At 71.9% G+C, this 20,053-nt stretch carries 17 protein-coding genes; 7 read left to right on the top strand and 10 right to left on the bottom strand.

Features of this window, described 5'->3' with window-relative positions:
• The coding region (locus ACIP84_RS38475) for an acyl-CoA dehydrogenase family protein (protein WP_157849844.1) at positions 1-96 on the top strand (96 nt) is incomplete at its 5' end.
• Between the two features lie 65 nt (positions 97-161).
• Here ACIP84_RS38475 and ACIP84_RS38470 read toward each other — a convergent pair.
• On the bottom strand, positions 162-1,436 hold the full coding sequence (locus ACIP84_RS38470) for an LCP family protein (protein WP_401805030.1): 1,275 nt from the start codon (positions 1,434-1,436) through the stop codon (positions 162-164).
• Positions 1,437-1,566: 130 nt separating this feature from the next.
• On the opposite strand from ACIP84_RS38470, the gene ACIP84_RS38465 reads away from it, so the two are divergent.
• Positions 1,567-2,100, top strand: coding sequence for an acyl-CoA thioesterase (locus tag ACIP84_RS38465; protein WP_355968707.1), 534 nt, complete (start codon positions 1,567-1,569; stop codon positions 2,098-2,100).
• A 19-nt stretch (positions 2,101-2,119) separates the two neighbouring features.
• On the opposite strand, the gene ACIP84_RS38460 is transcribed toward ACIP84_RS38465, so the two are convergent.
• Positions 2,120-3,517: an LCP family protein gene (locus tag ACIP84_RS38460; RefSeq protein ID WP_401805028.1), complete on the bottom strand. Its 1,398-nt coding sequence runs from the start codon at positions 3,515-3,517 to the stop codon at positions 2,120-2,122.
• Positions 3,518-3,772: 255 nt separating this feature from the next.
• Here ACIP84_RS38460 and ACIP84_RS38455 point away from each other — a divergent pair, with 255 nt between their 5' ends.
• On the top strand, positions 3,773-4,807 hold the full coding sequence (locus tag ACIP84_RS38455) for a glycosyltransferase family 2 protein (protein WP_401805026.1): 1,035 nt from the start codon (positions 3,773-3,775) through the stop codon (positions 4,805-4,807).
• 169 nt (positions 4,808-4,976) lie between these two features.
• Here ACIP84_RS38455 and ACIP84_RS38450 read toward each other — a convergent pair whose 3' ends face one another.
• The 4 genes from ACIP84_RS38450 to ACIP84_RS38435 all read right to left on the bottom strand — a co-directional run bounded on the left by ACIP84_RS38450 (position 4,977) and on the right by ACIP84_RS38435 (position 11,035).
• Positions 4,977-6,743 (bottom strand): LCP family protein, encoded by a 1,767-nt coding sequence (locus tag ACIP84_RS38450; protein ID WP_401805023.1) that lies wholly within the window; start codon positions 6,741-6,743, stop codon positions 4,977-4,979.
• Positions 6,744-6,793: 50 nt separating this feature from the next.
• On the bottom strand, positions 6,794-8,536 hold the full coding sequence (locus tag ACIP84_RS38445; RefSeq protein ID WP_401805021.1) for an LCP family protein: 1,743 nt from the start codon (positions 8,534-8,536) through the stop codon (positions 6,794-6,796).
• A gap of 268 nt (positions 8,537-8,804) precedes the next feature.
• Positions 8,805-10,034 (bottom strand): LCP family protein, encoded by a 1,230-nt coding sequence (locus ACIP84_RS38440; protein WP_401805019.1) that lies wholly within the window; start codon positions 10,032-10,034, stop codon positions 8,805-8,807.
• Between the two features lie 248 nt (positions 10,035-10,282).
• The gene (locus ACIP84_RS38435; RefSeq protein WP_401805016.1) at positions 10,283-11,035 is read right to left on the bottom strand and encodes a TIGR03089 family protein; all 753 of its coding nucleotides are present in this window, start codon (positions 11,033-11,035) and stop codon (positions 10,283-10,285) included.
• A gap of 137 nt (positions 11,036-11,172) precedes the next feature.
• Here ACIP84_RS38435 and ACIP84_RS38430 point away from each other — a divergent pair, with 137 nt between their 5' ends.
• The 3 genes from ACIP84_RS38430 (at position 11,173) to ACIP84_RS38420 (ending at position 15,243) form a co-directional block, all read left to right on the top strand.
• Entirely contained in the window at positions 11,173-12,732 is a 1,560-nt protein-coding gene (locus tag ACIP84_RS38430) for a peptidoglycan recognition protein (protein ID WP_401805014.1), read from the top strand.
• 104 nt (positions 12,733-12,836) lie between these two features.
• A complete protein-coding gene (locus ACIP84_RS38425) occupies positions 12,837-13,919 on the top strand; it encodes an NDP-sugar synthase (RefSeq protein WP_355968727.1) in 1,083 nt (360 codons plus the stop codon).
• A gap of 361 nt (positions 13,920-14,280) precedes the next feature.
• On the top strand, positions 14,281-15,243 hold the full coding sequence (locus ACIP84_RS38420) for a DNA-3-methyladenine glycosylase family protein (protein ID WP_401805012.1): 963 nt from the start codon (positions 14,281-14,283) through the stop codon (positions 15,241-15,243).
• A 27-nt stretch (positions 15,244-15,270) separates the two neighbouring features.
• Here the strand turns inward: ACIP84_RS38420 and ACIP84_RS38415 are convergent, their stop codons facing one another.
• The 4 genes from ACIP84_RS38415 to ACIP84_RS38400 all read right to left on the bottom strand — a co-directional run bounded on the left by ACIP84_RS38415 (position 15,271) and on the right by ACIP84_RS38400 (position 18,886).
• Positions 15,271-15,801: a hypothetical protein gene (locus ACIP84_RS38415; RefSeq protein ID WP_401805010.1), complete on the bottom strand. Its 531-nt coding sequence runs from the start codon at positions 15,799-15,801 to the stop codon at positions 15,271-15,273.
• A gap of 88 nt (positions 15,802-15,889) precedes the next feature.
• Positions 15,890-17,308 carry a coenzyme F420-0:L-glutamate ligase gene (locus tag ACIP84_RS38410; protein ID WP_401805008.1) on the bottom strand — a complete coding sequence of 473 codons (1,419 nt, stop codon included), beginning with the start codon at positions 17,306-17,308 and terminating at the stop codon, positions 15,890-15,892.
• The gene (cofD, locus tag ACIP84_RS38405; RefSeq protein ID WP_401805006.1) at positions 17,305-18,258 is read right to left on the bottom strand and encodes a 2-phospho-L-lactate transferase; all 954 of its coding nucleotides are present in this window, start codon (positions 18,256-18,258) and stop codon (positions 17,305-17,307) included. The genes ACIP84_RS38410 and cofD overlap by 4 nt, the downstream gene beginning before the upstream one ends.
• A 106-nt stretch (positions 18,259-18,364) precedes the next feature.
• Positions 18,365-18,886, bottom strand: coding sequence for a cysteine dioxygenase (locus ACIP84_RS38400; protein WP_401805003.1), 522 nt, complete (start codon positions 18,884-18,886; stop codon positions 18,365-18,367).
• A gap of 701 nt (positions 18,887-19,587) precedes the next feature.
• Here ACIP84_RS38400 and ACIP84_RS38395 point away from each other — a divergent pair.
• Positions 19,588-19,851: a WhiB family transcriptional regulator gene (locus tag ACIP84_RS38395; RefSeq protein ID WP_015033978.1), complete on the top strand. Its 264-nt coding sequence runs from the start codon at positions 19,588-19,590 to the stop codon at positions 19,849-19,851.
• Positions 19,852-20,053: the final 202 nt, after the last annotated feature.

The raw sequence follows: 20,053 nt of genomic DNA, 5'->3' as shown, positions 1-20,053 counted from the left end.
CCCGTCGAGCGCATGATGCGCGACGCCAAGATCACCCAGATCTACGAGGGCACCAACCAGGTCCAGCGCATCGTCATGGCCCGCAACCTCCCGTAGGGAGACACGGGAAGGGCGCCCCTCCCGGCCGGGGAGGGGCGCCCTTCGTCGTACGCGCGGGCGGGTCAGGGGTTCGCCTCGACGGTGACCTTCTCGTCGTTCTGGATCTGCTGCACCAGCTGCTTCACCTTCGGCATGTCCCACTTGAGGGAGTTCTGCGGCGCCCGGCCCGAGATCGGGATGTTCATGGACTTGCCGTCACCGCTGTTGATGCCCTTCATGGCGAAGAACATCTTGCCGAGGTCGTACAGCGACATGTCCTTGTCCACGATCAGCGTGTCCAGACCGGCGCCCAGCGTCGGGTACAGCGCGAACGGGTTGAGGATGGTGCCCGGCGTCGCCGCCTGGTTGGCCAGGGCGGAGAGGAACTTCTGCTGGTTCTTCGTCCGCTGGAGGTCCGACTGGGCGAAGGCGTACCGGGTACGGACGAAGGCCAGGGCCTGCTCGCCGTCGAGGGTCTGCGTACCGGCCTGGAAGTTCGCGCCGGACTTCTTGTCCTTGAAGCCCTTCTCGATGTTCAGCTCGACACCGCCGAGCGCGTCGACGATGTTCGCGAAGCCGGCGAAGCCGATCTCGGCGTAGTGGTCGATGCGCAGACCGGTGTTGAACTCGACGGTACGGACGAGCAGCTCGGGGCCGTCCATCGCGTACGCGGCGTTCAGCTTGGACCCGCCCCGCGCCGGATACGTCTTGCCCGACTCGGAGCCGACGAAGGTGGGGATCGTCACCCAGGAGTCACGGGGGAGCGAGACCATCGTGTTCCCGCTGGAGCAGGCCGCGAGGATCATCATCGAGTCGGTCCGCTTGCCCTCGGCGGAGCCGGTGTGGAGCTTCTTCTTCTCCTCGGCGGACATGCCCTCACGGCTGTCGGAACCGACGATCAGATACGTCGTGCAGTCGCCCTCGGCCGGACGCTCGATGACCTTGGACAGGTCGACCTCGTTGCGCATCTGCGAGCTGGCCCAGGCGTAGGTGCCGATGCCCCAGGCGACGACGGCGACGACCAGGACGATCGAGCCGACCTTGATGCGCTTGCGCCAGTCCGGGGCGGGACGCCCGGGACCGCCCGCGCCGGGGCCCGGCGCGTACTGCGGAGGCACGGTGCCGCGGCCGCCGCCCTGCGGGCCGCCGTAGACCTGGCCCGAGCTGTAACCGGAGTCGTAGCCCGCGCCCTGCGCCTGGGTGAAGTTCGGGTTGCTGCCCTGGTTGTAGCCCTGGTCGTGCCGAGGCGGCTGCTGCGGAACCTGCGGACGCTGCACATGGCTCATCCGGCGAGGTCCCTCGGGCTGGGAGTTCGCGCTGCCACGGCCGTAGCCGCCGTCTTCGGGCCAGTCATTCATGCGGACCAGTGTGCCGGGCATGCCTTTACGCGCGACAGGCCGGGTGGAGGATCGGATCGGTGCTGTTGCCAAGCTGATGCAAAGGGGACCGAACGGCGACGGCCGCGGGACCCGGCATATGGTGGAGGGCATGACAGATCAGGGCGATATTCCGGGCAAGCCCACCTCGGCCTCCCGCACCACCCTCAGCCACATCATGACCAGCCACGACACCAACCTCCTCGGTACGGTGCACGGCGGCGTGATCATGAAGCTGGTGGACGACGCGGCGGGCGCCGTCGCGGGCCGGCACTCGGGCGGACCGGCGGTCACCGCCTCGATGGACGAGATGGTCTTCCTGGAGCCGGTGCGGGTCGGTGACCTGCTGCATGTGAAGGCCCAGGTGAACTGGACGGGCCGGTCGTCGATGGAGGTCGGCGTACGGGTCCTCGCGGAGCGCTGGAACGAGTCCACGCCCGCGACCCAGGTCGGCTCCGCGTACCTGGTCTTCGCCGCGGTCGACGCGGACGGCAAGCCGCGCCCGGTCCCCCAGGTACTCCCCGAGACGGAGCAGGACAAGCGCCGCAACCAGGAGGCGCAGATCCGCCGCACCCACCGGCTCGCCCGCCGCCAGGCGATCAAGGAACTCCGCGAGCGCCGCGCGGCCGAGGGCTACCAGGACTGACCGCGGGGCCCCCGGACGGTCACGGACAGACCACCCGGTCCCCGGTGACCGCCTCGAACGGCCCCGCCCTCCCCGAGTCCTCCGCCCGAACCGCCGTGACCCCCCGGTAGTCCGCCCCCACCGTCACCCGCAGCGTCCCGCCCCGGCCCGTCACGGCCCGCAGCTCCGCCCCCGGCAGCGCCGCCGCGAGGGTCTTCGCCGAGCGGTCCCAGCGGGGGTCGTACTCCACGAGGGTCCGCGCCCGCTCCTTCCCGGTCCCGGTCTTCGGCGTCCGGGTGGTGTCGAAGCCGGTCCCGCGCAGCGCGTCGTCGACCTTCCGGCCGAGCCCGTCCGTCCGGGTCCCGTTGTAGACCTGCACCCGCACGGTCCGCGGCGCCACGTCCACGACCACGGCCTTCGGCGCCTTCGCCGAGGACGAGGACGAGGACGACGCACCCGGCTTGGACGCGGCCAGGGGCCGGTCCTCCCGCAGCGCCTGGAACAGCCGCTGCGCCTTCGCCGCGTCCCACTTCACCGTCGACCCGATCCCCTTCACGGGAAAGCTCATGTCCCCGATCGGCACGGACACGAACTCCGACGACGCCGGTGTGAAGCCCCGCATCGCCTTGGAGAGGGCGAGCAGCTGATCCGTACCGAAGTCCTGGTCGGCCCGGACGGAGCTCAGCATCGTGGTGGCGACCTCGCGGAACCGCACCGGGTTGAACAGCACCCCGCCGCTCGTGATCCGCTCGACCAGCGCCGCCAGGAACCGCTGCTGCCGCTGCATCCGCCCGATGTCCGCGGCCCCGTCGATGTGCCGGGAGCGCACGTACTGCAGCGCCTGCCCGCCGTCCAGCTCGTGGGTGCCGGCCGGCAGGTCGAGTCCGGTGTACGCGTCCCTGACCGGCCGGGTCGTACAGATCTGCACCCCGCCGACGGCGTCCACCGTCCGCATGAAACTGGTGAAGTCGACCTCCAGATAGTGGTCGATCTTGACGCCGGTCATCGACTCGACGGTCCGCACGGTCAGCGAGGGCCCGCCCTCCGCGTACGCGGCGTTCAGCTTCACCGGATGCGCGTGATGCTTCCTGCCGCTGGTGAGATCGGTGTGCTCGGGCATCTCGGCGTACGAGTCACGGGGCAGGCTCACCACGCTCGCCCGCTCCCGGTCCTCCGAGATGTGGACGAGCATCACCGTGTCGGTGCAGCGGCAGGGCGCGCCGCCGAGCCGGTACTTCGCCTTCTCCTCGGGGGTGATCCGGTCCCGGCCGTCGGTGCCGACGACGAGGACGTTCATCCCGTGCCCGGCCTGCGGCCGGTTCTTCATGTCCTTGAAGGGGTCGACCCGGGTGATCCCGGTGTCGAGCCCGGTGACCAGCGCATGTCCGATGCCGCCCGCCGCGAGCACCGTCACGGAGAGCGCCGTCGCCATCCGCATCCCCCACCGGGGGCGCCTCCGCCGCCGGCGGACCGGCGCGGAACGGGCGGCGGGCCGGGGACGGGGCGTGCGGGGCGGTGCGGGCACGGACGGACACCTCCGCGGGTGTGACAAAGGGAACCGTGAGCACGGTAGGCCCATACGATCAGCGCAAGGCAGCACCACCCGGGCGGCACGCCCGCTGTCCCCCGTTCGCGGTAACGTGGCGGGCCGATCCGCCGTCTTCCGGGGGCCGCCCCCGAACCCCGAGGAACCATGCTGCCCCCCGTCTCCGTGATCATGCCGGTCCTCAACGAGGAGCGGTACCTGCGCACCTCGGTTCGCCACATCCTGGAGCAGGAGTACGACGGTGAGATGGAGGTGGTGATCGCGCTCGGGCCGTCCACGGACCGCACCGACGAGATCGCCGCCGAACTCGTCGCCGAGACCGCGTCCGATCCCCGGGCCCGCGTCACGACCGTCCCGAACCCCACGGGCCGGACGCCCGCCGCGCTCAACGCGGCGATCGAGGCCTCGCGTCACCCGATCGTGGTGCGGGTGGACGGCCACGGCATGCTCTCCCCGAACTACATCGCCACGGCCGTCCGGCTCCTTGCGGAGACCGGCGCGCAGAACGTCGGCGGAGTCATGCACGCCGAGGGCGAGAACGCCTGGGAGGACGCGGTCGCCGCCGCGATGACCTCGAAGATCGGCGTCGGCAATGCCGCCTTCCACACGGGCGGGGAAGCGGGTCCCGCCGAGACCGTCTACCTGGGTGTGTTCCGGCGCGAGGCGCTGGAGCAGCAGGGCGGCTACAACGTGGAGTTCATCCGCGCCCAGGACTGGGAGCTGAACTTCCGCATCCGCGAGGCCGGCGGCCTGATCTGGTTCTCGCCGGAGCTGCGCGTCCAGTACCGCCCGCGGCCCAGCGTCCGCGCGCTCGCCAAGCAGTACAAGGACTACGGCCGCTGGCGCCACGTCGTCGCCCGCTACCACCAGGGCTCGATCAACCTGCGCTACCTCGCCCCGCCGACCGCCGTGTGCGCGATCGCCGCGGGCCTGGTCGTGGGCGCCGTCCTCACCCCGCTCGGCTTCGTGATCCCGGCCGGCTACCTGGCGGCGATCACGGCCGGGTCGCTCCCCGCGGGCAAGGGCCTGCCGCTCAGGGCCCGGCTGCGGATCCCGGTGGCGCTGGCGACGATGCACATGTCCTGGGGCTACGGCTTCCTGACGAGCCCGCGCTCGCTGGCGAGGAAGGTCATCGCGAGCCGCCGCCCGGCGGTCCTGGCCGGGGAGCCCGAGACGGTCTGACGCCCCGCCCTCCGCGCCGCCTGCTCCCGCAGCGGACGCCCCGCCCTCCGCGCCGCCTGCTCGCGCAACGGGCTTCCCCCGCAACGGGCTTCCCTCGCAACGGCTGACGGCCGGGACCCTCACGGGTCCCGGCCGTCAGCCGTACGGGGTCACGCGCACGCGGGGAGGGTCAGCTCTTCCCGTCCCACTTGTAGACCGAGTAGATGTCCATGCAGGTCGCCTTGTCGTCGGCGCCCTGGGGCAGGTCGCCCGCCTCCGCCGCCGGCTTCTTGTAGGCGGTGCCCTCGCGCCAGTCCGCCCCGACGATCAGCGTGATGTCCGCCGCCTTGGCGTCTGCCCTGACCTTGGCCTCCGGCAGCCCGAGCGCCTTCGCCACCGACACGGCGTTCGCCCTGCCCTGGTCCCCGGCGTCCTTCGGGTAGAGGACGACCGTGTCCTCACGGGGCTGCGGCTCCTTGGAGGAGTCGGCCTGCGTGAAGCCCTTCTCCGTGAGCGCCCCGGTGATCGCCTTCGCGCGGCCCTCGACGGGCGCCTCGTCGGTGCCCGCGGTGCCGTTGGCGACGGTGACCGGGAAGGAGTCCGGTGCCTCGGGGGCCGCCTTCGGCTTCCCGGGCGTGCCCGGCTTCGGCTTGGCCGTGGCCGGCTTGCCGTTCTTGTCGAAGGCGATGTCGTCGCGGAGCATCGCCCACATCTTGTCGGCGGACGACTTGACCATCTGGAGCTTGTTCTTGTCCTGCGACCACTCGGTGGTCGGGACGGTCGCCGTCGTGAGGCGGTTCATCTTCACGTTCTTGAGCTGCATCGACAGGTCGAAGAGCTTCTTGACCGACTTGAGTTCGTCGGAGACCTGGAGTGCCTGGGTGGCCGTCTCGGCCAGCCCCATCAGCTGACCGGTGTCGCTCCAGGCGTTCTGCTTCTGGAGCTTCTCGACCATGCCGTTGAGGTACATGTGCTGGGCCTTGGCCCGGCCCTGGTCGTTGCCGAAGGCGTGCCGGGTACGCAGCCACTGGAGGGCCTGCTTGCCCTCGATCTCGTGGGTGCCCTCGGGCAGCTTCAGGCCCGAGCCGCCCTTCACCAGCCGGGTCGGCTTGTCCCAGACTCCGGTCTTCACACAGACGGGGACGCCGCCGACCTCGTCGGCCATCGCCACCACGCCCGCGAAGTCGATCATCATCCAGTGGTCGATGTAGACCCCGGTGAGGCTCTCCCAGGTGGTCAGCGTGCAGCCGGGACCCCCGCGTCCCAGCGTCTCGTTGATGGGAGAGGTGGTCGTCGCCGCGTACGTGGCGCCGTCCTTGCCCGTGCACTTCGGGATGGGCACGATGGTGTCGCGCGGGATGGAGACGATGGAGGCGTTCTGCCGGTCGGCGGAGACGTGGAGCAGCATCTGCACGTCCGCGAGCGGAGCCGCATCACGCAGGTTCTTGCCGCCGCCGAGCGCCACGTTCTTGGCGTCGGCCCGGCTGTCGGAGCCGATCAGCAGGATGTTGAGCGGGGTGTCGCCGAGGGCGTTCGGCGCGGCCTTCTGGACGCCGCTGTCGCCGCCCGCGCGCGAGCCGCCGCGGATGTTGCCGTTGAGGTGCTCGTAGTACAGGTATCCGGCGCCGGCCGTGCCGAGTATCAGCACCGCGAGCGTGATCGCGACCCAGCGCAGCACCTTGCGCTTGCCGGCCTTCTTGGCGCGGCGGCGCGAGCCGCCGCGGCGGCGACTCGACCGTCCGTCGGCACCGCCGCCGCCGCTCCCGGCGCCACGCCGGCGCTCGGCGCGGGTCGTCGTCGTGTCCGAGGCGGCCGCCGTGTCCGTCTCGTCGGGAGCGTCGGCCGGATCGGCGCCGGTGGCCGCACCGGCGTCGTACAGCTCGTCGTCCCAGCCCAGTTCTCGGGCGCGCGGAACGCGTCCGCGCGTTCCCTCCCCACGCACGCTGTTCTGTCCCACCCCAGGTCCCCTCGTCAGTCAGGAGCGTGCCAAGTGCCGGTGTTTCCGGACTACTTGGCGCACACCTGCTTGTCAGCTTGTACCTTCTCGACGTCCGGCGCCTTTACCGGACCGTTGATGGGCACCCCCGCGCCCTTGAAGTCGGCACCGAGAACGAGCGTCATGGGCTCGCGTTCCGCGGCGTCCTGTGTGCCCGGCTTGAGCGCCGTGGCGGCCAGACCCATCATGTCCGCGAGCTTGCGGGCCTGATCGGCCTGGTTCGGTGCATAGGTGAGCGTCGTCTTCGCCGCCTTCTCGGGGGCGTTGCTCTGGTTGGTGGAGCGGGTGACGCCCTCTTCGTTCTGCAGCCAGTTGATGGTCGACTGGGCCGCGCCCTGGATGCCGCTGCCGTTGAAGACGTCGACGCGTACGTCGACGGCCTCGGCGCGCGCACCCTGGAGGAGCTTCGCCTGGGCCTGCGCCTGGGCGTTCTTGGCGTCCTGCTGCTTCTTCTTCACCTCGGTGAGCGAGGTGTCGGCCTGCATCGCGGCGAAGAGCTGCGGTGCCTGCGTCGGGTGCGGCACCACGGTGATCGGCTTGGGCTCGTCCGGGTTGTCGACGACCGGGAGGGTCGCGAACGCGATGTTCTTCGTGTCGATCCCGGAGAGTTCCCCCGCCAGGTCCTGGAGCTTGCCGAGGGACCCTATGCCCTTGTCGACGGTGAGCGCGTCCGTCGCCGCCTGGGCGAGGTCGTACAGCTTCGTCGGGCTGGTGAGCGTCTCGTTCGACTTCATCTGCCGGATCATCGAGCCGAGGAACTGCTGCTGGATCTTGATCCGGTCCAGGTCGCTCTTGTTGCCGAAGCTGGAGCGGGTACGGACGAAGGCGAGTGCCTTCTCCCCCTCGATGACCGACTCGCCGGCCGGCAGCTTGAGGTGCGACTTGGGGTCGTCGACGGCCTTCTCGACGCAGACCTTCACGCCGCCGACGGCCGAGGTCAGCTCCTTCACGGCGTTGAAGTCGACCATCATGAAGTGGTCGACGGTCAGGCCGGTCAGCTCCTTGACCGTGCGCATGGTGCAGCCGGGGTCGCGGCCGTCCTGGCCGAGGCTCACGTTGAAGCGGGCCTGCTGCTGGCCGGGGATCGTGAGGATCCGGCCGTCGGGCTGCCGCGTCTGGCACTCGGGGATCGTCGTCATCAGGTCACGCGGGATGGAGAGCGCCGTGGCGTTCGTCCGGTCCTTGGAGACGTGGAAGAGGATCGTGGTGTCCGCGTGGCCGGGGCTGTTGTTGTCGCCGTAGCCCGAGTTTCCCTCGCCGGTCCGCTTGTCGGTGCCGATGATCAGGATGTTGAAGGCCTCGCCCTTGCGGAAGCCCTTGCTCTCGACACCCACGGGGTCGACGACGTCGATGTTTCCGTCGAGCTTGTTGTAGAGCAGGTACGCGCCGGTCGCGCCGCCGACGAGGACGAACGCCATCGTGCCGCCGGTCCACAGCAGGACCTTCTTCTTGCGGGACGCGCCCTGCTTGCGCTTGCGGCGGCTCGAGGGCGACTCGGTGCCCCGGCCGCCCTCGGGCTCGGAGACCCGCCGACGGCGCTGGCCGGGCACGGGTGCGTCGACGGACGGATCGGCGGAGGTGTCGCGCGACGCGGGAGCGGGAACGGTGGATCTACGGGCCCCGGACGGCGTCTGCGGCTGCGACTGCCCAGCGGAGTGGTCCAGTCGCAGTTCGTAATTGCCCGTCTGCGGGTTGAGCACCCACTGGTCGGCGGGGTCGATCTCGTCCGCCCGTCCACGGCTGTGCGCGTCCACGGTTACTCGAGTCCTCCGTCGGTGCCACGCGAGGCGCCTCCCCCACAGGGCACCGCTCTCTCGGTCGTTCGATCCTTGGTGAGTGCGACCACGCGGTCGGGGTGCACCGGATCGCGTCACACTATCCGCCCAGTTCAGCGTGGGGCGACGCGCGTGACAAATTCCACGCCCCTTACAACCGGGCAATTTGCTCAAACCTCATCCCTCCCCACCCTCCCCTTGGCGTGCCCTTTACTCACCGCCCCCGCGGCCCCCTCCGGTCTCCGTACTAGGAGCACACCCCTTCCGCGGCGGTGCGCCCCGTGAACGTCGGCGTCACGGAGGGGGCGGGGGTGTCCGCGTCGTCGGGCTTCCCGTCCGGCCCGTTCCCGCCCGTTCCCGTCCCGTCCTTCTTCTCGTCGCCCGGGGTCACCACGACGGCCCGGTCCTCCCGCAGCTGCTTGAAGAGTTGACTCGCCGCCGGCTGCACCAGTTCGTCCCGGTTCGCGTTGTACGTGTAGGGGCGCCGCGGGACCGTGAGGAACAGCACCTTCTCGGTCGGGATGGCCCGCATCGAACGCGCCAGGTCGTACAGGTCCCGCAGCGAGTCGAGCCCCTGGTCGGTGGTGATCGCCTTGGTGGCCGCGTCCAGGACCGGATAGAGCTTGGTCGGGTTCAGCAGCACCCCGTCGCTCTGCACCTTGCTGACCAGGGCGCCGAGGAACTGCTGCTGGCGGTCCATGCGGTCGGTGTCGCTGCCGTTGCCGATCGACTTCCGGGCCCGTACGAAGCCGAGGGCCTGCTCCCCGTGGAGCGTCTGGCGCCCCGCGGGCAGCTTCAGCTTCGCGTCCGGGTCGTTCACCGGCTCCTTGAGGCAGACCTCCACGCCGTCGACGGCGTCCACCATCTTCTTGAAGCCCCGGAAGTCGATCACCATGTGGTGGTCCACCCGGATCCCGGTCAGCTTCTCGACGGTGCGGATCGTGCACGCCGTACCGCCGAACTCGAAGGCCCAGTTGAACTGCGCGAACTGCTCACGGGTCCGCGTCCCGTCCGTCTTGCGGCAGCTCGGGATCGTCACCATCAGGTCGCGGGGGAGCGAGACGGCCGTCGCGCTCTTCTTCCCCGCCGACAGGTGCAGCAGGATCGTCGTGTCCGAGCGCTGGGTGCCCTTGTCCCTGCCGTACTTCCGGTTCCCCTCGCCCGACCGGGTGTCCGAGCCGATGAGCAGGATGTTCCGGGCGGCGGACACGACCGCCGGCGGGCGTTCCCTCTCGTATCTCCGGAGCTCGGCGGCCGCGGTGGTGTCCGTGGTGATGTTGCCGTCGAGCTTGCGGTAGAACCACCAGCCGACCCCGGCCGCGGCCAGCACCACCAGCGAGACGCCGAGCGCCGTCCACCGCAGCCAGTGGCGTCGGCGGCGCGGCTCCTCCGGGGCCCCGGGAGCCGTGCCCTCCGTCGCGGTCCCCTCCGTTGCCGGGGGATCCGGTTCGTCGGGCGTACCAGCACGGTCCGTCACGTCTGAGTCCGTCCTTCATGGCGTCGGCGGCGCGCCGGGCGGCCGCCGGTCGTAGAAGGAGACGGCCGAACCCCACGCATGGTTGTGCGGAAGGAGTCGACTCCCCCCGGCCGATCATGTACCGGACGGGGCGTTGTGACGCGTGGACTCGGCGCGGTGCTAGGCCGAACGAGGGGGTCTCGGTGGCCATCCGGCGCCAGGGTCGGTGGTCATCCGGCGGAGGGGCGGGGTGTGTCCGATGGACGCGGTCAGACCTCGGTGACCGTGACCCGCTCGCTCTCCACGCGCTTGGCCAGGGACTCGGACGACAGCTGGTCCACGTTCCGGCAGAGGACCACGGAGCCGCCCGCCGCGAGCGGGGCGTACAGGCCCGTGGAGAGGCCCCTCCAGTCGCCGTAGCCGAATCCGGAGAGCAGCCGGGCGCCGGGGGTGAGGCCGAGGGCCTCCGCGTCCGCGCGGGCCTGCTCGACGAGCCGCGCCCCACTGCGTTCCGTCCCGTCGACGACGAGCGCGGGAGCCCCCGGGTCGACCGGTGCGAAGGGGGCGAACCGGTCGCCCTGGCTCGGCACCTCCACCGCGTAGTCCGCGTACCCGGCGGGCACGGTGGGGAAGCGGCGGCCCAGCGGGGCGAGGGAGAGCGCGATCCGCTCCCCGGAACAGGCGAGACCCGCCTCGAGCGTGTCCGGCCCCGCGACCACCAGGTCCGCGTCGGCCGGGTCGCCGCCCACCTCCGCGGTCACACCGACGGACGAGCAGGCGAGCAGCCAGACGGCCGTCTGCCAGTGCGCGGGCAGCAGCAGCGCGAGCCGGTCGCCGGGCTCGGCGGACAGCTCGCCCTGGAGCAGGTTCGCGGTCTTGGCCACCCAATTGGCGAAGGTGGCGACGGACAATTCCACCCGCTCACCGGTGGCGTCGTCGTAGAAGGTGACCAAGGGGCGGGCGGGGTCCGCGGCGAGCGCGGATCGCAGCAGGTCGGCGGGGGTGCGGTCGCTGGCGTTCACGCCGGACAGCGTACGCGCGCCGCCCCGCCGGGGTACGCCGTACCGGTGACGCCGTCCACCGGTCGGCCCGACGGGGCGTCGGTTTCCCGGCGGGATCCCGACGCGCGGAACGGCGCCGGGCTACGCACGATCGGCCCATGCGTTGCTCACTCGCCTCCTCGATCGCCGTGACCTGCGCGACGGTCCTCGCCCTGCCGGTCTCTCTCGCCGCACCCGCGGCGGCCGCGGTGCCATCGGCGCTGGGGCTGCCACCGGCGGCCACCGCGCAGCCACCCGCGCCCGAACTGCCCGGCGCCACGCAGTCCCTGCCACTGGAGCCACTCGACGACAGCGACCGCTCGCTGGGCGGCGGGACGGACGACGCCGACGTCCAGGGACTCACCCGACGCGACGTCAGACCCTTCTCACTCGTCGGCGTCGTGTGGGACGACCCGGCGGCCGCCCTGCACGGCGTCGTGCAGGTCCGCACCCGGGCCACCGGCGGCGGCGCCTGGTCGGAGTGGCAGGACGTGGAGACCCACAACGAGGAACACGGCGCCGACCCGGACACCGCGGAGGGCCACGGGCGGACGCTCAAGGGCTCCACGGCCCCGCTGTGGGTGGGTGACTCGGACGGCGTCGAGATCCGGGTACGGGGGGACGAACCGCTCCCCGAAGGGCTGCGGCTGGAACTGGTCGACCCGGGCGAGGCCCCGGGAGAGGCCCCGGCCCAGGACCCCGGCCAGGACCCGGCGACGCCGGCCACCCCCGTGACCGCGGCCACGACGGCCGCGGCGGTGACGGCGGCCGCGTGGTCCCGCACGACGGCGGGCTCGCTGACCCTGGCCGGCCTCACCGCGGCGCAGGCGGCGGTGAGCGGCGTGAACACCCAGCTCGCCCCGTTCGGCTCGGCCTGGATCCCCGCCCTGTCGAAGGAGGCCACGGAGCTCACGCTTCCGTACGTGCCGAGGGTGCCGCAGGCGATGGCCCCACCGGCCGCCCAGGCCGCCCCGGACGAGGCCCAGACCCCGGACGAGGCACAGGCCCCGGACGAGGCACAAGTCCCCGCCGAGGCCCAGGCACCCGAGCAGATGGCCGCCGCGAAGCCGTACATCGGCCCCCGACCCAAGATCATCACCCGCGCCGGCTGGGGCGCCGACGAGCGGATCCGCGAGAAGGGCTTCGTCTACACCAAGACCATCAAGGCCGCCTTCGTGCACCACAGCGCCACCGGCAACAACTACACCTGCGCCCAGGCCCCCTCCGTTCTGCGCAGTATCTACCGCTACCACGTACAGAGCAGTGGATGGCGAGACTTCGGCTACAACTTCGCCGTCGACAAGTGCGGAAACATCTACGAAGGCCGGGCCGGGGGAGTGGCCAAGCCGGTCCTCGGCGCGCACACCCTCGGTTTCAACACCAACAGCATGGGCATCGCCGTCCTCGGCACCTTCACCAAGAGCACCCCGCCGGCCGCCGTCGTGACCGCCGTCGCCCGTCTGACGGCCTGGAAGCTCGGGCTCCACGGGGTGAATCCGAAGGGTTCGGCGTACCTCGTCTCCGGCGGCGGAAACCTGTACAAGAAGGGCAGCACGGTCAAGCTCAACGCCATCGCGGGACACCGCGACGGATTCGCCACGGAGTGCCCCGGAGCACGGCTGTACGGCAAGCTCGGAACGGCCCGCACCAGCTCCGCGAAGTACCAGGGGAGGAGCTGATGGGGTCATCGGGGCAACCATCTGCCTAAACTGACCGGTCATATCGCACGGACGACCGAGACGGGCGAGCCGACCGGCCCCGAACAGGAAGCAGAGACGACAAGGTGACAGAAGCGATCCTCCTGGTCGGTGGCAAGGGAACAAGGCTGCGACCGCTCACGGTCAACACGCCGAAGCCCATGGTTCCGGCGGCCGGCGTCCCCTTCCTGACGCACCAGCTGGCCCGCGCCCGCGCCGCCGGCGTCGAGCACATCGTGCTCGCCACCTCCTACCTGGCCGAGGTCTTCGAGCCGCACTTCGGTGACGGCTCGTCGCTCGGCCTGAGCCTGGAGTACGTCACCGAGGAGGAGCCGCTCGGCACCGGCGGCGCGATACGCAACGTCGCCTCGCGACTGCACTCGGGCCCCGACGACCCGGTCCTGATCTTCAACGGGGACATCCTCACGGGCCTCGACATCCAGGCCCTCGTCGCCACCCACTCCTCCTCCGGCGCGGACGTCTCGCTGCACCTCACCCGGGTCGAGGACCCGCGCGCCTTCGGCCTGGTCCCCACGGACGCCACCGGCCGCGTCACGGCCTTCCTGGAGAAGCCGCAGACGCCCGAGGAGATCGTCACCGACCAGATCAACGCCGGCGCGTACGTGTTCCGGCGCTCGGTCATCGACCGGATCCCCGCCGGCCGCCCCGTCTCGGTCGAACGCGAGACCTTCCCGGAACTCCTCTCCTCCGGAGCCCACCTCCAGGGCATGGTCGACTCCACCTACTGGCTGGACCTCGGCACCCCGCAGGCCTTCGTCCGCGGCTCCGCCGACCTGGTCCTGGGCCGCGCGCCCTCCCCGGCCGTCCCGGGCCGCTGCGGCGACCGCCTGGTCCTGCCGTCGGCCCGCGTCGCCCCCGACGCCAAGCTGACCGGCGGCACGGTCGTCGGCGCGGACGCGGTCGTCGGCGAGGGAGCCCGCATATCGGGCTCCACACTGCTGGCCGGCGCGGTCGTCGAGCCGGGCGCGGTGGTCACCGACTCCCTGATCGGCGCGGGCGCCCGCATCGGCGCGCGCACGGTCCTGGCGGGGGCGGTGATCGGCGACGGCGCGCAGGTGGGCCCGGACAACGAACTCCGCGACGGCATAAGAATCTGGTGCAACGCCACCCTTCCCCCCGCCACGATCCGCTTCTCCTCGGACCAGTGACCCCACCGGCGCCCACCCCGCTGGTGGGCACCGGCGATGGGGGCCCCGGACGAAGCCCGGGGGAGGGTGGGCACAACGAACGGCGCCCCTTGCCGGGCCCAGGCCTCCGCGCCTGAACCCGCACCACGAGGTGCATTGCCCTGTGGGTGCGGGCCCACACGGCGGGTGGCGGGGGCGCGGACGCAGCCCCACGGCGGTCGCGGACGCGGCCCCACGGCGAGGGGCGCTGGCGCAGCCGCGCGGCGCGTGCCCGCACGGCACAGCGACGGCACGGCAGCTCACGCGGCGGTGGCGAGAGCGCGGCGACGAGCACACCCGGCGCCAGCCCGCCCGCCCCACCCACCGGGCTACCCTCGTACCCATGGCCGGCCGCTTCAGACCCCCCACCCGCACCACCCCCACCACGATCCGCGGCGGCCACACCCCCGTACCCACTCCCCCTCACTCGCCCCTGGACATCGGCCTCACCCTCGGCCCCCTCCGCCGCGGCCCCGCCGACCCCACCTTCCGCGTGACCCCCGACGGCTCCGTCTGGCGGGCGAGCCGCACCCCCGACGGCCCCGGCACGATCCGGGTGGCGGTCCGGGACGGGGCGCCCGAGGCCGAGGCATGGGGACCGGGCGCGACCTGGCTCCTGGACAACGCCCCCGCGCTGCTCGGCGCCGAGGACGACCCCGCCGCCTTCGTGCCCCGCCACAAACTGGTCCTGGCGTCCCACCGCCGTCGCCCCGGCCTCCGGCTGACCCGCACGGGCCTGGTCCTGGAGTCGCTGATTCCGACGATCCTGGAGCAGAAGGTCACGGCGACGGAGGCGTACGCCGCCTGGCGTCAGCTCGTACGGAAGTACGGCGATCCCGCTCCGGGCCCGGCCCCCGAGGGCATGTACGTGATGCCGGACGCACGGACGTGGACGCAGATCCCGTCGTGGGAGTGGCACCGCGCGAACGTCGACGGCAAGCGCTCGGCGACGATCGTCCGCGCCGCCAGGGTCGCGGCCCGCCTGGAGGAGGCCGTCCTCATGGACCCGCCGGCGGCCCGCAGGCGTCTGGAACTGATCCCGGGCATCGGCCCGTGGACGAGCGCGGAGACGATCCAGCGCAGCAACGGCGCCCCGGACGAGGTCACCACCGGCGACCTCCACCTGCCCGGCATCGTCGGCTGGGCCCTGGCGGGCGACCGGACGGCCGACGACGAGGCGATGCTCGACCTCCTGGCCCCGTACGCGGGCCAACGCCACCGGGCGGCCCGCCTGATCCTCCTCACCGGCCGGGTCCCACCCCGCCGGGCCCCCCGCATGACACCGGGAGACATCACGCGGATCTAGGCCCTGTCGGGTGTGTCCGCCCGCGCCCTACTCGGAGTCCGGGTGCATCTGCACCCACCGGCCGCCGACGGACTTCATCTCGACGCCGTAGTACGGCTGAGGTCCGGCGGGGGCGGCGGCGCGGACACCGGCGGTGGACGAGGAGGGCGTACGCCCCTGACCGCGCCCGGCCTTCCCGCCCGCGCTCGGCGCGGGAACCTTCTTCGCGGGCTTCGCGGGCTTCGCGGGCTTCGCGGGCTTCGCGGGCTTCACCCCCCGGCCACCGCCCGTCGCACCGGCCTTCCCGCGGCCCTGCTCCGCCGCCTGCCGCGCGTCCCGCCTGCGCAGTTCGTCGATGCGGCGGAGCATCTCGGCCCGGCTCATGGGCTTCGGCGGCTTCGGCTTCCGGGCGGCGGCCGCGGCCGCCGCCTCGGCCGCGACCCGGACGGGCACGCCCGTCACCGGTCGGCAGGCGCGGTGCGCCGGCCGGTTGTCACGGACGAGGACGAGCTTCTTCGGGCTGACCGGCATCGCGCAGACGACGCACCGCCTCAGCCCCGCAGCACTGGATGTGGACACGGCCCCCCTTGTCGCACGCGGCAGGAGGCGAGAGTAGCGACCCGACCCGTCCCGGGTCAGGCCCTTTGCGCACTACGAAGGGCCGGGCCTACCGCACCTCGACGAACTCCGAAGCCACCCGCGCCCCCCGCTCCCTCGGTTCCCCCGCCGCGCGTCCGATCGCCACTGCGCCCAGCGGGTCCCAGTCGGCCGGCAGGTCGAGGACCTCGCGGACGACGTCCCGGCAGAACATCGTCGAGGACACCCACGCCGAGCCGAGCCGCTCACCGGCCAGCGCCACCAGGAAGTTCTGGACGCCGGCGCCGGCCGCCACCACGAACATCTCGCGTTCGGCCGTGTCCCGGCGCGGGTCGCCGTAGTGGTGGGAGCCGTCCATGACGAGGCAGGGCACCGCCAGGTACGGGGCGTTGCGCAGCACGTCCCCGCGCCGGATCCGCTTCGCGATGGACTCCTCGGACCGGCCGTCCCGCCGCAGGTCCGCGATCCACGCGTCCCGCATCGCGTCGAGCAGCCGTACCCGCGACTCCGCCGACTCCAGGAGCACGAACCGCCACGGCGTCGTGTGGTGCGGTGCCGGCGCCGTCAGGGCCGCCGCGACCGCGCGCCGTACCGCTCCCGGATCGACCGGGTCGTCGGTGAACTCCCGTACGGTCCGCCGCAGCGTCACCGCCTCCCGTACGGCCTCCGACGTGCCCAGCCGGAACATGTCGTCGGCGGCGCCGCGCACCAGCGCCCGCGCCCCCGGCTCCTCGTCCCCGGCCACCACGTGCGGAAGACCCCGGACGACGGCGACCGGCAGGCCCGCCGCCTTGCCCTTCACCAGGTCGCCCGCGGCGGCGAGTTCGTCCGCCGTGGCGACGACCGTCGCGCTCAGCGGATTGCCGTGCGCGTCGGTCCCGCCGCGCAGGTCGTCGAGGACCCGCACGCCGGCCGCGCCGATCGCCACGTCGGTGAGCCCGCCGCGCCAGGGCCGCCCGAAGGTGTCCGTGACGACGACGCCCACGTCGACGCCGAGCGCCTCGCGCAGCCCCGAACGGATGCGTCGCGCCGAGGCGTCGGGGTCCTCGGGCAGCAACAGGACCGTCCCGGCGGGGGTGTTGGACGCATCGACCCCGGCGGCGGCCATGACGAGCCCCTGCCGGTTCTCGACGATCCGCAGGGTGCCGCGCCGCGCCACCACCCGTACCGTCTCGGCGTCGATCGCCTCCTCGCGGTCGTCGGCGGCGATCACCCGCCCCTCGGCCTTGCTCACGATCTTGGAGGTGACGAGGAGGACGTCGCCGTCGACGAGTTCCGGCGAGACGGACGCGATCAGCTTGGCCAGGTCGTCCCCGGCCGTCACCTCGGGCAGCCCGGGCAGCGCCCAGACCCGGTACGAGGGAGCCTCATGCGCGGGCCCCGCGGAGCCGAGAGACCCGACACCCCCAGCAGGCCCAGCAGAGCCGGCAGCCTCATCAGAGCCGGCAGCCTCAACAGACCCGGCCGCCTCAGCAGTCGCATCCGTCACCGCAGCTCCTCCGCGAGCGCCAACGCCTCCCGTGCCATCGCGGCCGTCGCGTCGACATCCGTCATCATCAGCGGGACCGCCCGGCAGCGGATGCCCGCCGCCTCGACGTCCTCCACCGCGCCCGCGTCGACGGTGTCGACGAGCCAGCCGCCGAGGAGCTCGGAGCCGTAGTTCCGGGCGACCGCCGCCGCCGTCGACTCCACGCCGACCGCCGCGAGCACCTTGTCGGCCATCCCGCGCACGGGCGCGTCACCGACGATGGGGGAGAGGCCCACGACGGGCGCCCCGGCCGCGACGATCGCCTCACGGATCCCGGGCACGGCCAGGATCGTCCCGACGCTCACCACGGGGTTGGACGGCGGGAAGAGGATGACGTCGGCCTCGGCGATGGCGTCCAGGACGCCCGGCGCGGGCTTCGCGGTCTCCGCGCCGACCGGCACGATGGCCTTGGCGTCGACGGACGCGCGCAGCTTCACCCAGTACTCCTGGAAGTGCACCGCGCGCTGCTCGCCGTCGACCTCGATCGCCACATGCGTCTCGACCCGGTCGTCGGACATGGGGAGGAGGCGTACGCCCGGCTGCCAGCGGGCGCAGAGCGCCTCGGTGACGGCGCTCAGCGGGTAGCCCGCGCCGAGCATCTGCGTGCGGACGATGTGGGTCGCGAAGTCCCGGTCGCCGAGGCCGAACCACTCGGGTCCGACGCCGTACGCCGCGAGTTCCTCCTTGACGGTGAAGGACTCGTCCGTGCGTCCCCAGCCCTGTTCCTCGTTGATGCCACCGCCGAGGGTGTACATCACCGTGTCCAGGTCGGGGCAGACCTTGAGCCCGAAGAGATGGATGTCGTCACCGGTGTTGCCGACGACCGTGATCTCCGCGTCCGGCGCGGCCTGCTTGAGGCCGCGAAGGAAACGGGCACCACCGATACCGCCGGCCAGAACCACAATGCGCATGCGAACAGTCTGTCAGCCGAGGACTGATCGTATGAGGGGTGGTGGCCGGGAAGGGGCGGCCGGGCGACGAGGACGCCCGGGGCGGGGGAGCGGAGCCGGGCGGGCGTCAGACGACGACGGCGCCCGGGGCGAGCGAGGCGGTGACGGGGGCGCACTGCGCCTGGAGCGACTCGTGCATCGGCATCGCGGTGAGGCCGGGGAAGTAGACGTGCAGGCTGACGGCCGGTTCGAGGGAGTCGTTGGCCACCTCGTGGACGTACCCCGGAGCGAACACGCGCTCCGCGCCCGGCGCGAGCACCCGCGTGCCCCGCTCCGTACGCTCCGTCAGTTCGCCCTCCAGGACGGTGAGTACGCCGGAGGAGACGCCGTGGTCGTGGAGTCCGCTGCCCTGGCCGGGAACCCAGGAGAGCAGCCACACCTCGTAGCCGGGGCCGGTGCGCAGCCGGTGGTACCAGCGGGTCGTGGCGTCGTACTCGACGTACGGGGCCCACTGGGCGCGGTCGCCGGCGATCGAGCGGGCCAAGCCGGCGAACTCGGCCACCGTCTCGGGGTGGGCGCGCTCGGGCTGGAGGAGGTGGGGGACCTCGAGGATGTCGCCGGCGATCTGAAGGTCGCTGTCCATGTTCATGGGTGGGGTGGTTCCTCAGCAGAAACAGAAGCGGTGGGGGTCACGGAGAGAAGGTGACGCATAGTGACGCAGGGTGACGCTGGGGGAGAAGCTGGAGCTCTACGGCATCAACAGCTGGGACAGCAACAGCAACAGCGCGCCTGGACAGCGCTGCGGAACCCACGGCTGTGGGTCGCGGAGAGCGCTGCGGTCGCTGGCATGCCACCAAAGGTGGCCGGAACAACACCCGACTGTCAACCCAATGCCCGATTTGGGGGTAATGTTTCACCTCATCCGGTTACTGTGCGCGGAGAAAGGTTTGTTCAGCCGCGGACCAGGACAGATGGCGCTTCAACCGTGCCCGTAAACATGGCGGCGCCCACGTGATCGACCACGCTCGGTCACCACGCGGGTTCCGGCCGGTCCGTGATCGGACTGTGATCCGGATCGCTTCCATGGCTGGATCGCAACAAGATCCAAGTCTCGGACGTCCTCCCTTGTGGAGGGTCGCGCACGGTGGGCCAGGCCGGTGGCATGTGTCTCGTTTTTTGGTGATTTGAACACTTTCCGCATACGCTTGGTTCCGCAGAGTGAATACGAGGCCCAATAGCAGATCTCGGCTTGACTCGCGCAGAGCACGAACTTGTAATTTCACTCGTGTCGTTCGGCCGGGTTCGCAACGGCAACACCACGGGGACGCACAGAACAGACGAGGGGCGCACATGACCGAGTTGTTCCAGGAACTGCTGGTCGAGGACGCGGACGAAGAACTCGGCTGGCAGGAGCGCGCGCTGTGCGCCCAGACCGATCCCGAGTCCTTCTTCCCCGAGAAGGGCGGCTCGACCCGAGAGGCCAAGAAGGTCTGCCTCGCCTGCGAGGTCCGCTCCGAATGCCTCGAATACGCCCTGCAGAACGACGAGCGGTTCGGCATCTGGGGCGGTCTCTCCGAGCGCGAGCGACGCCGCCTGAAGAAGGCCGCGGTCTGAGCCGCCGACCCGAACCGCGCGAAGCTCCCGGGCCCCGCGCGCCGGGGCGCGCGCACCGAGAACACGCGGTCCAGCGAGAACGGTCCGCCACCTGTGGTTCATCCCCAGGAGGCGGACCGTTCCGCGTGTCAGGAGGCGGACGGCCCGCTGCCCGAAGCCGCGCCGCTCCCCGCGTACCGCGGGAAACTCCGCGCGCATCGCA

Origin of the sequence: Streptomyces sp. NPDC088707, from assembly GCF_044752725.1 — a bacterium.
Lineage (GTDB): Bacteria > Actinomycetota > Actinomycetes > Streptomycetales > Streptomycetaceae > Streptomyces.
The sequence above is the reverse complement of the archived record's forward strand: the minus strand, read 5'-3'. Positions and strand labels throughout refer to the sequence as shown.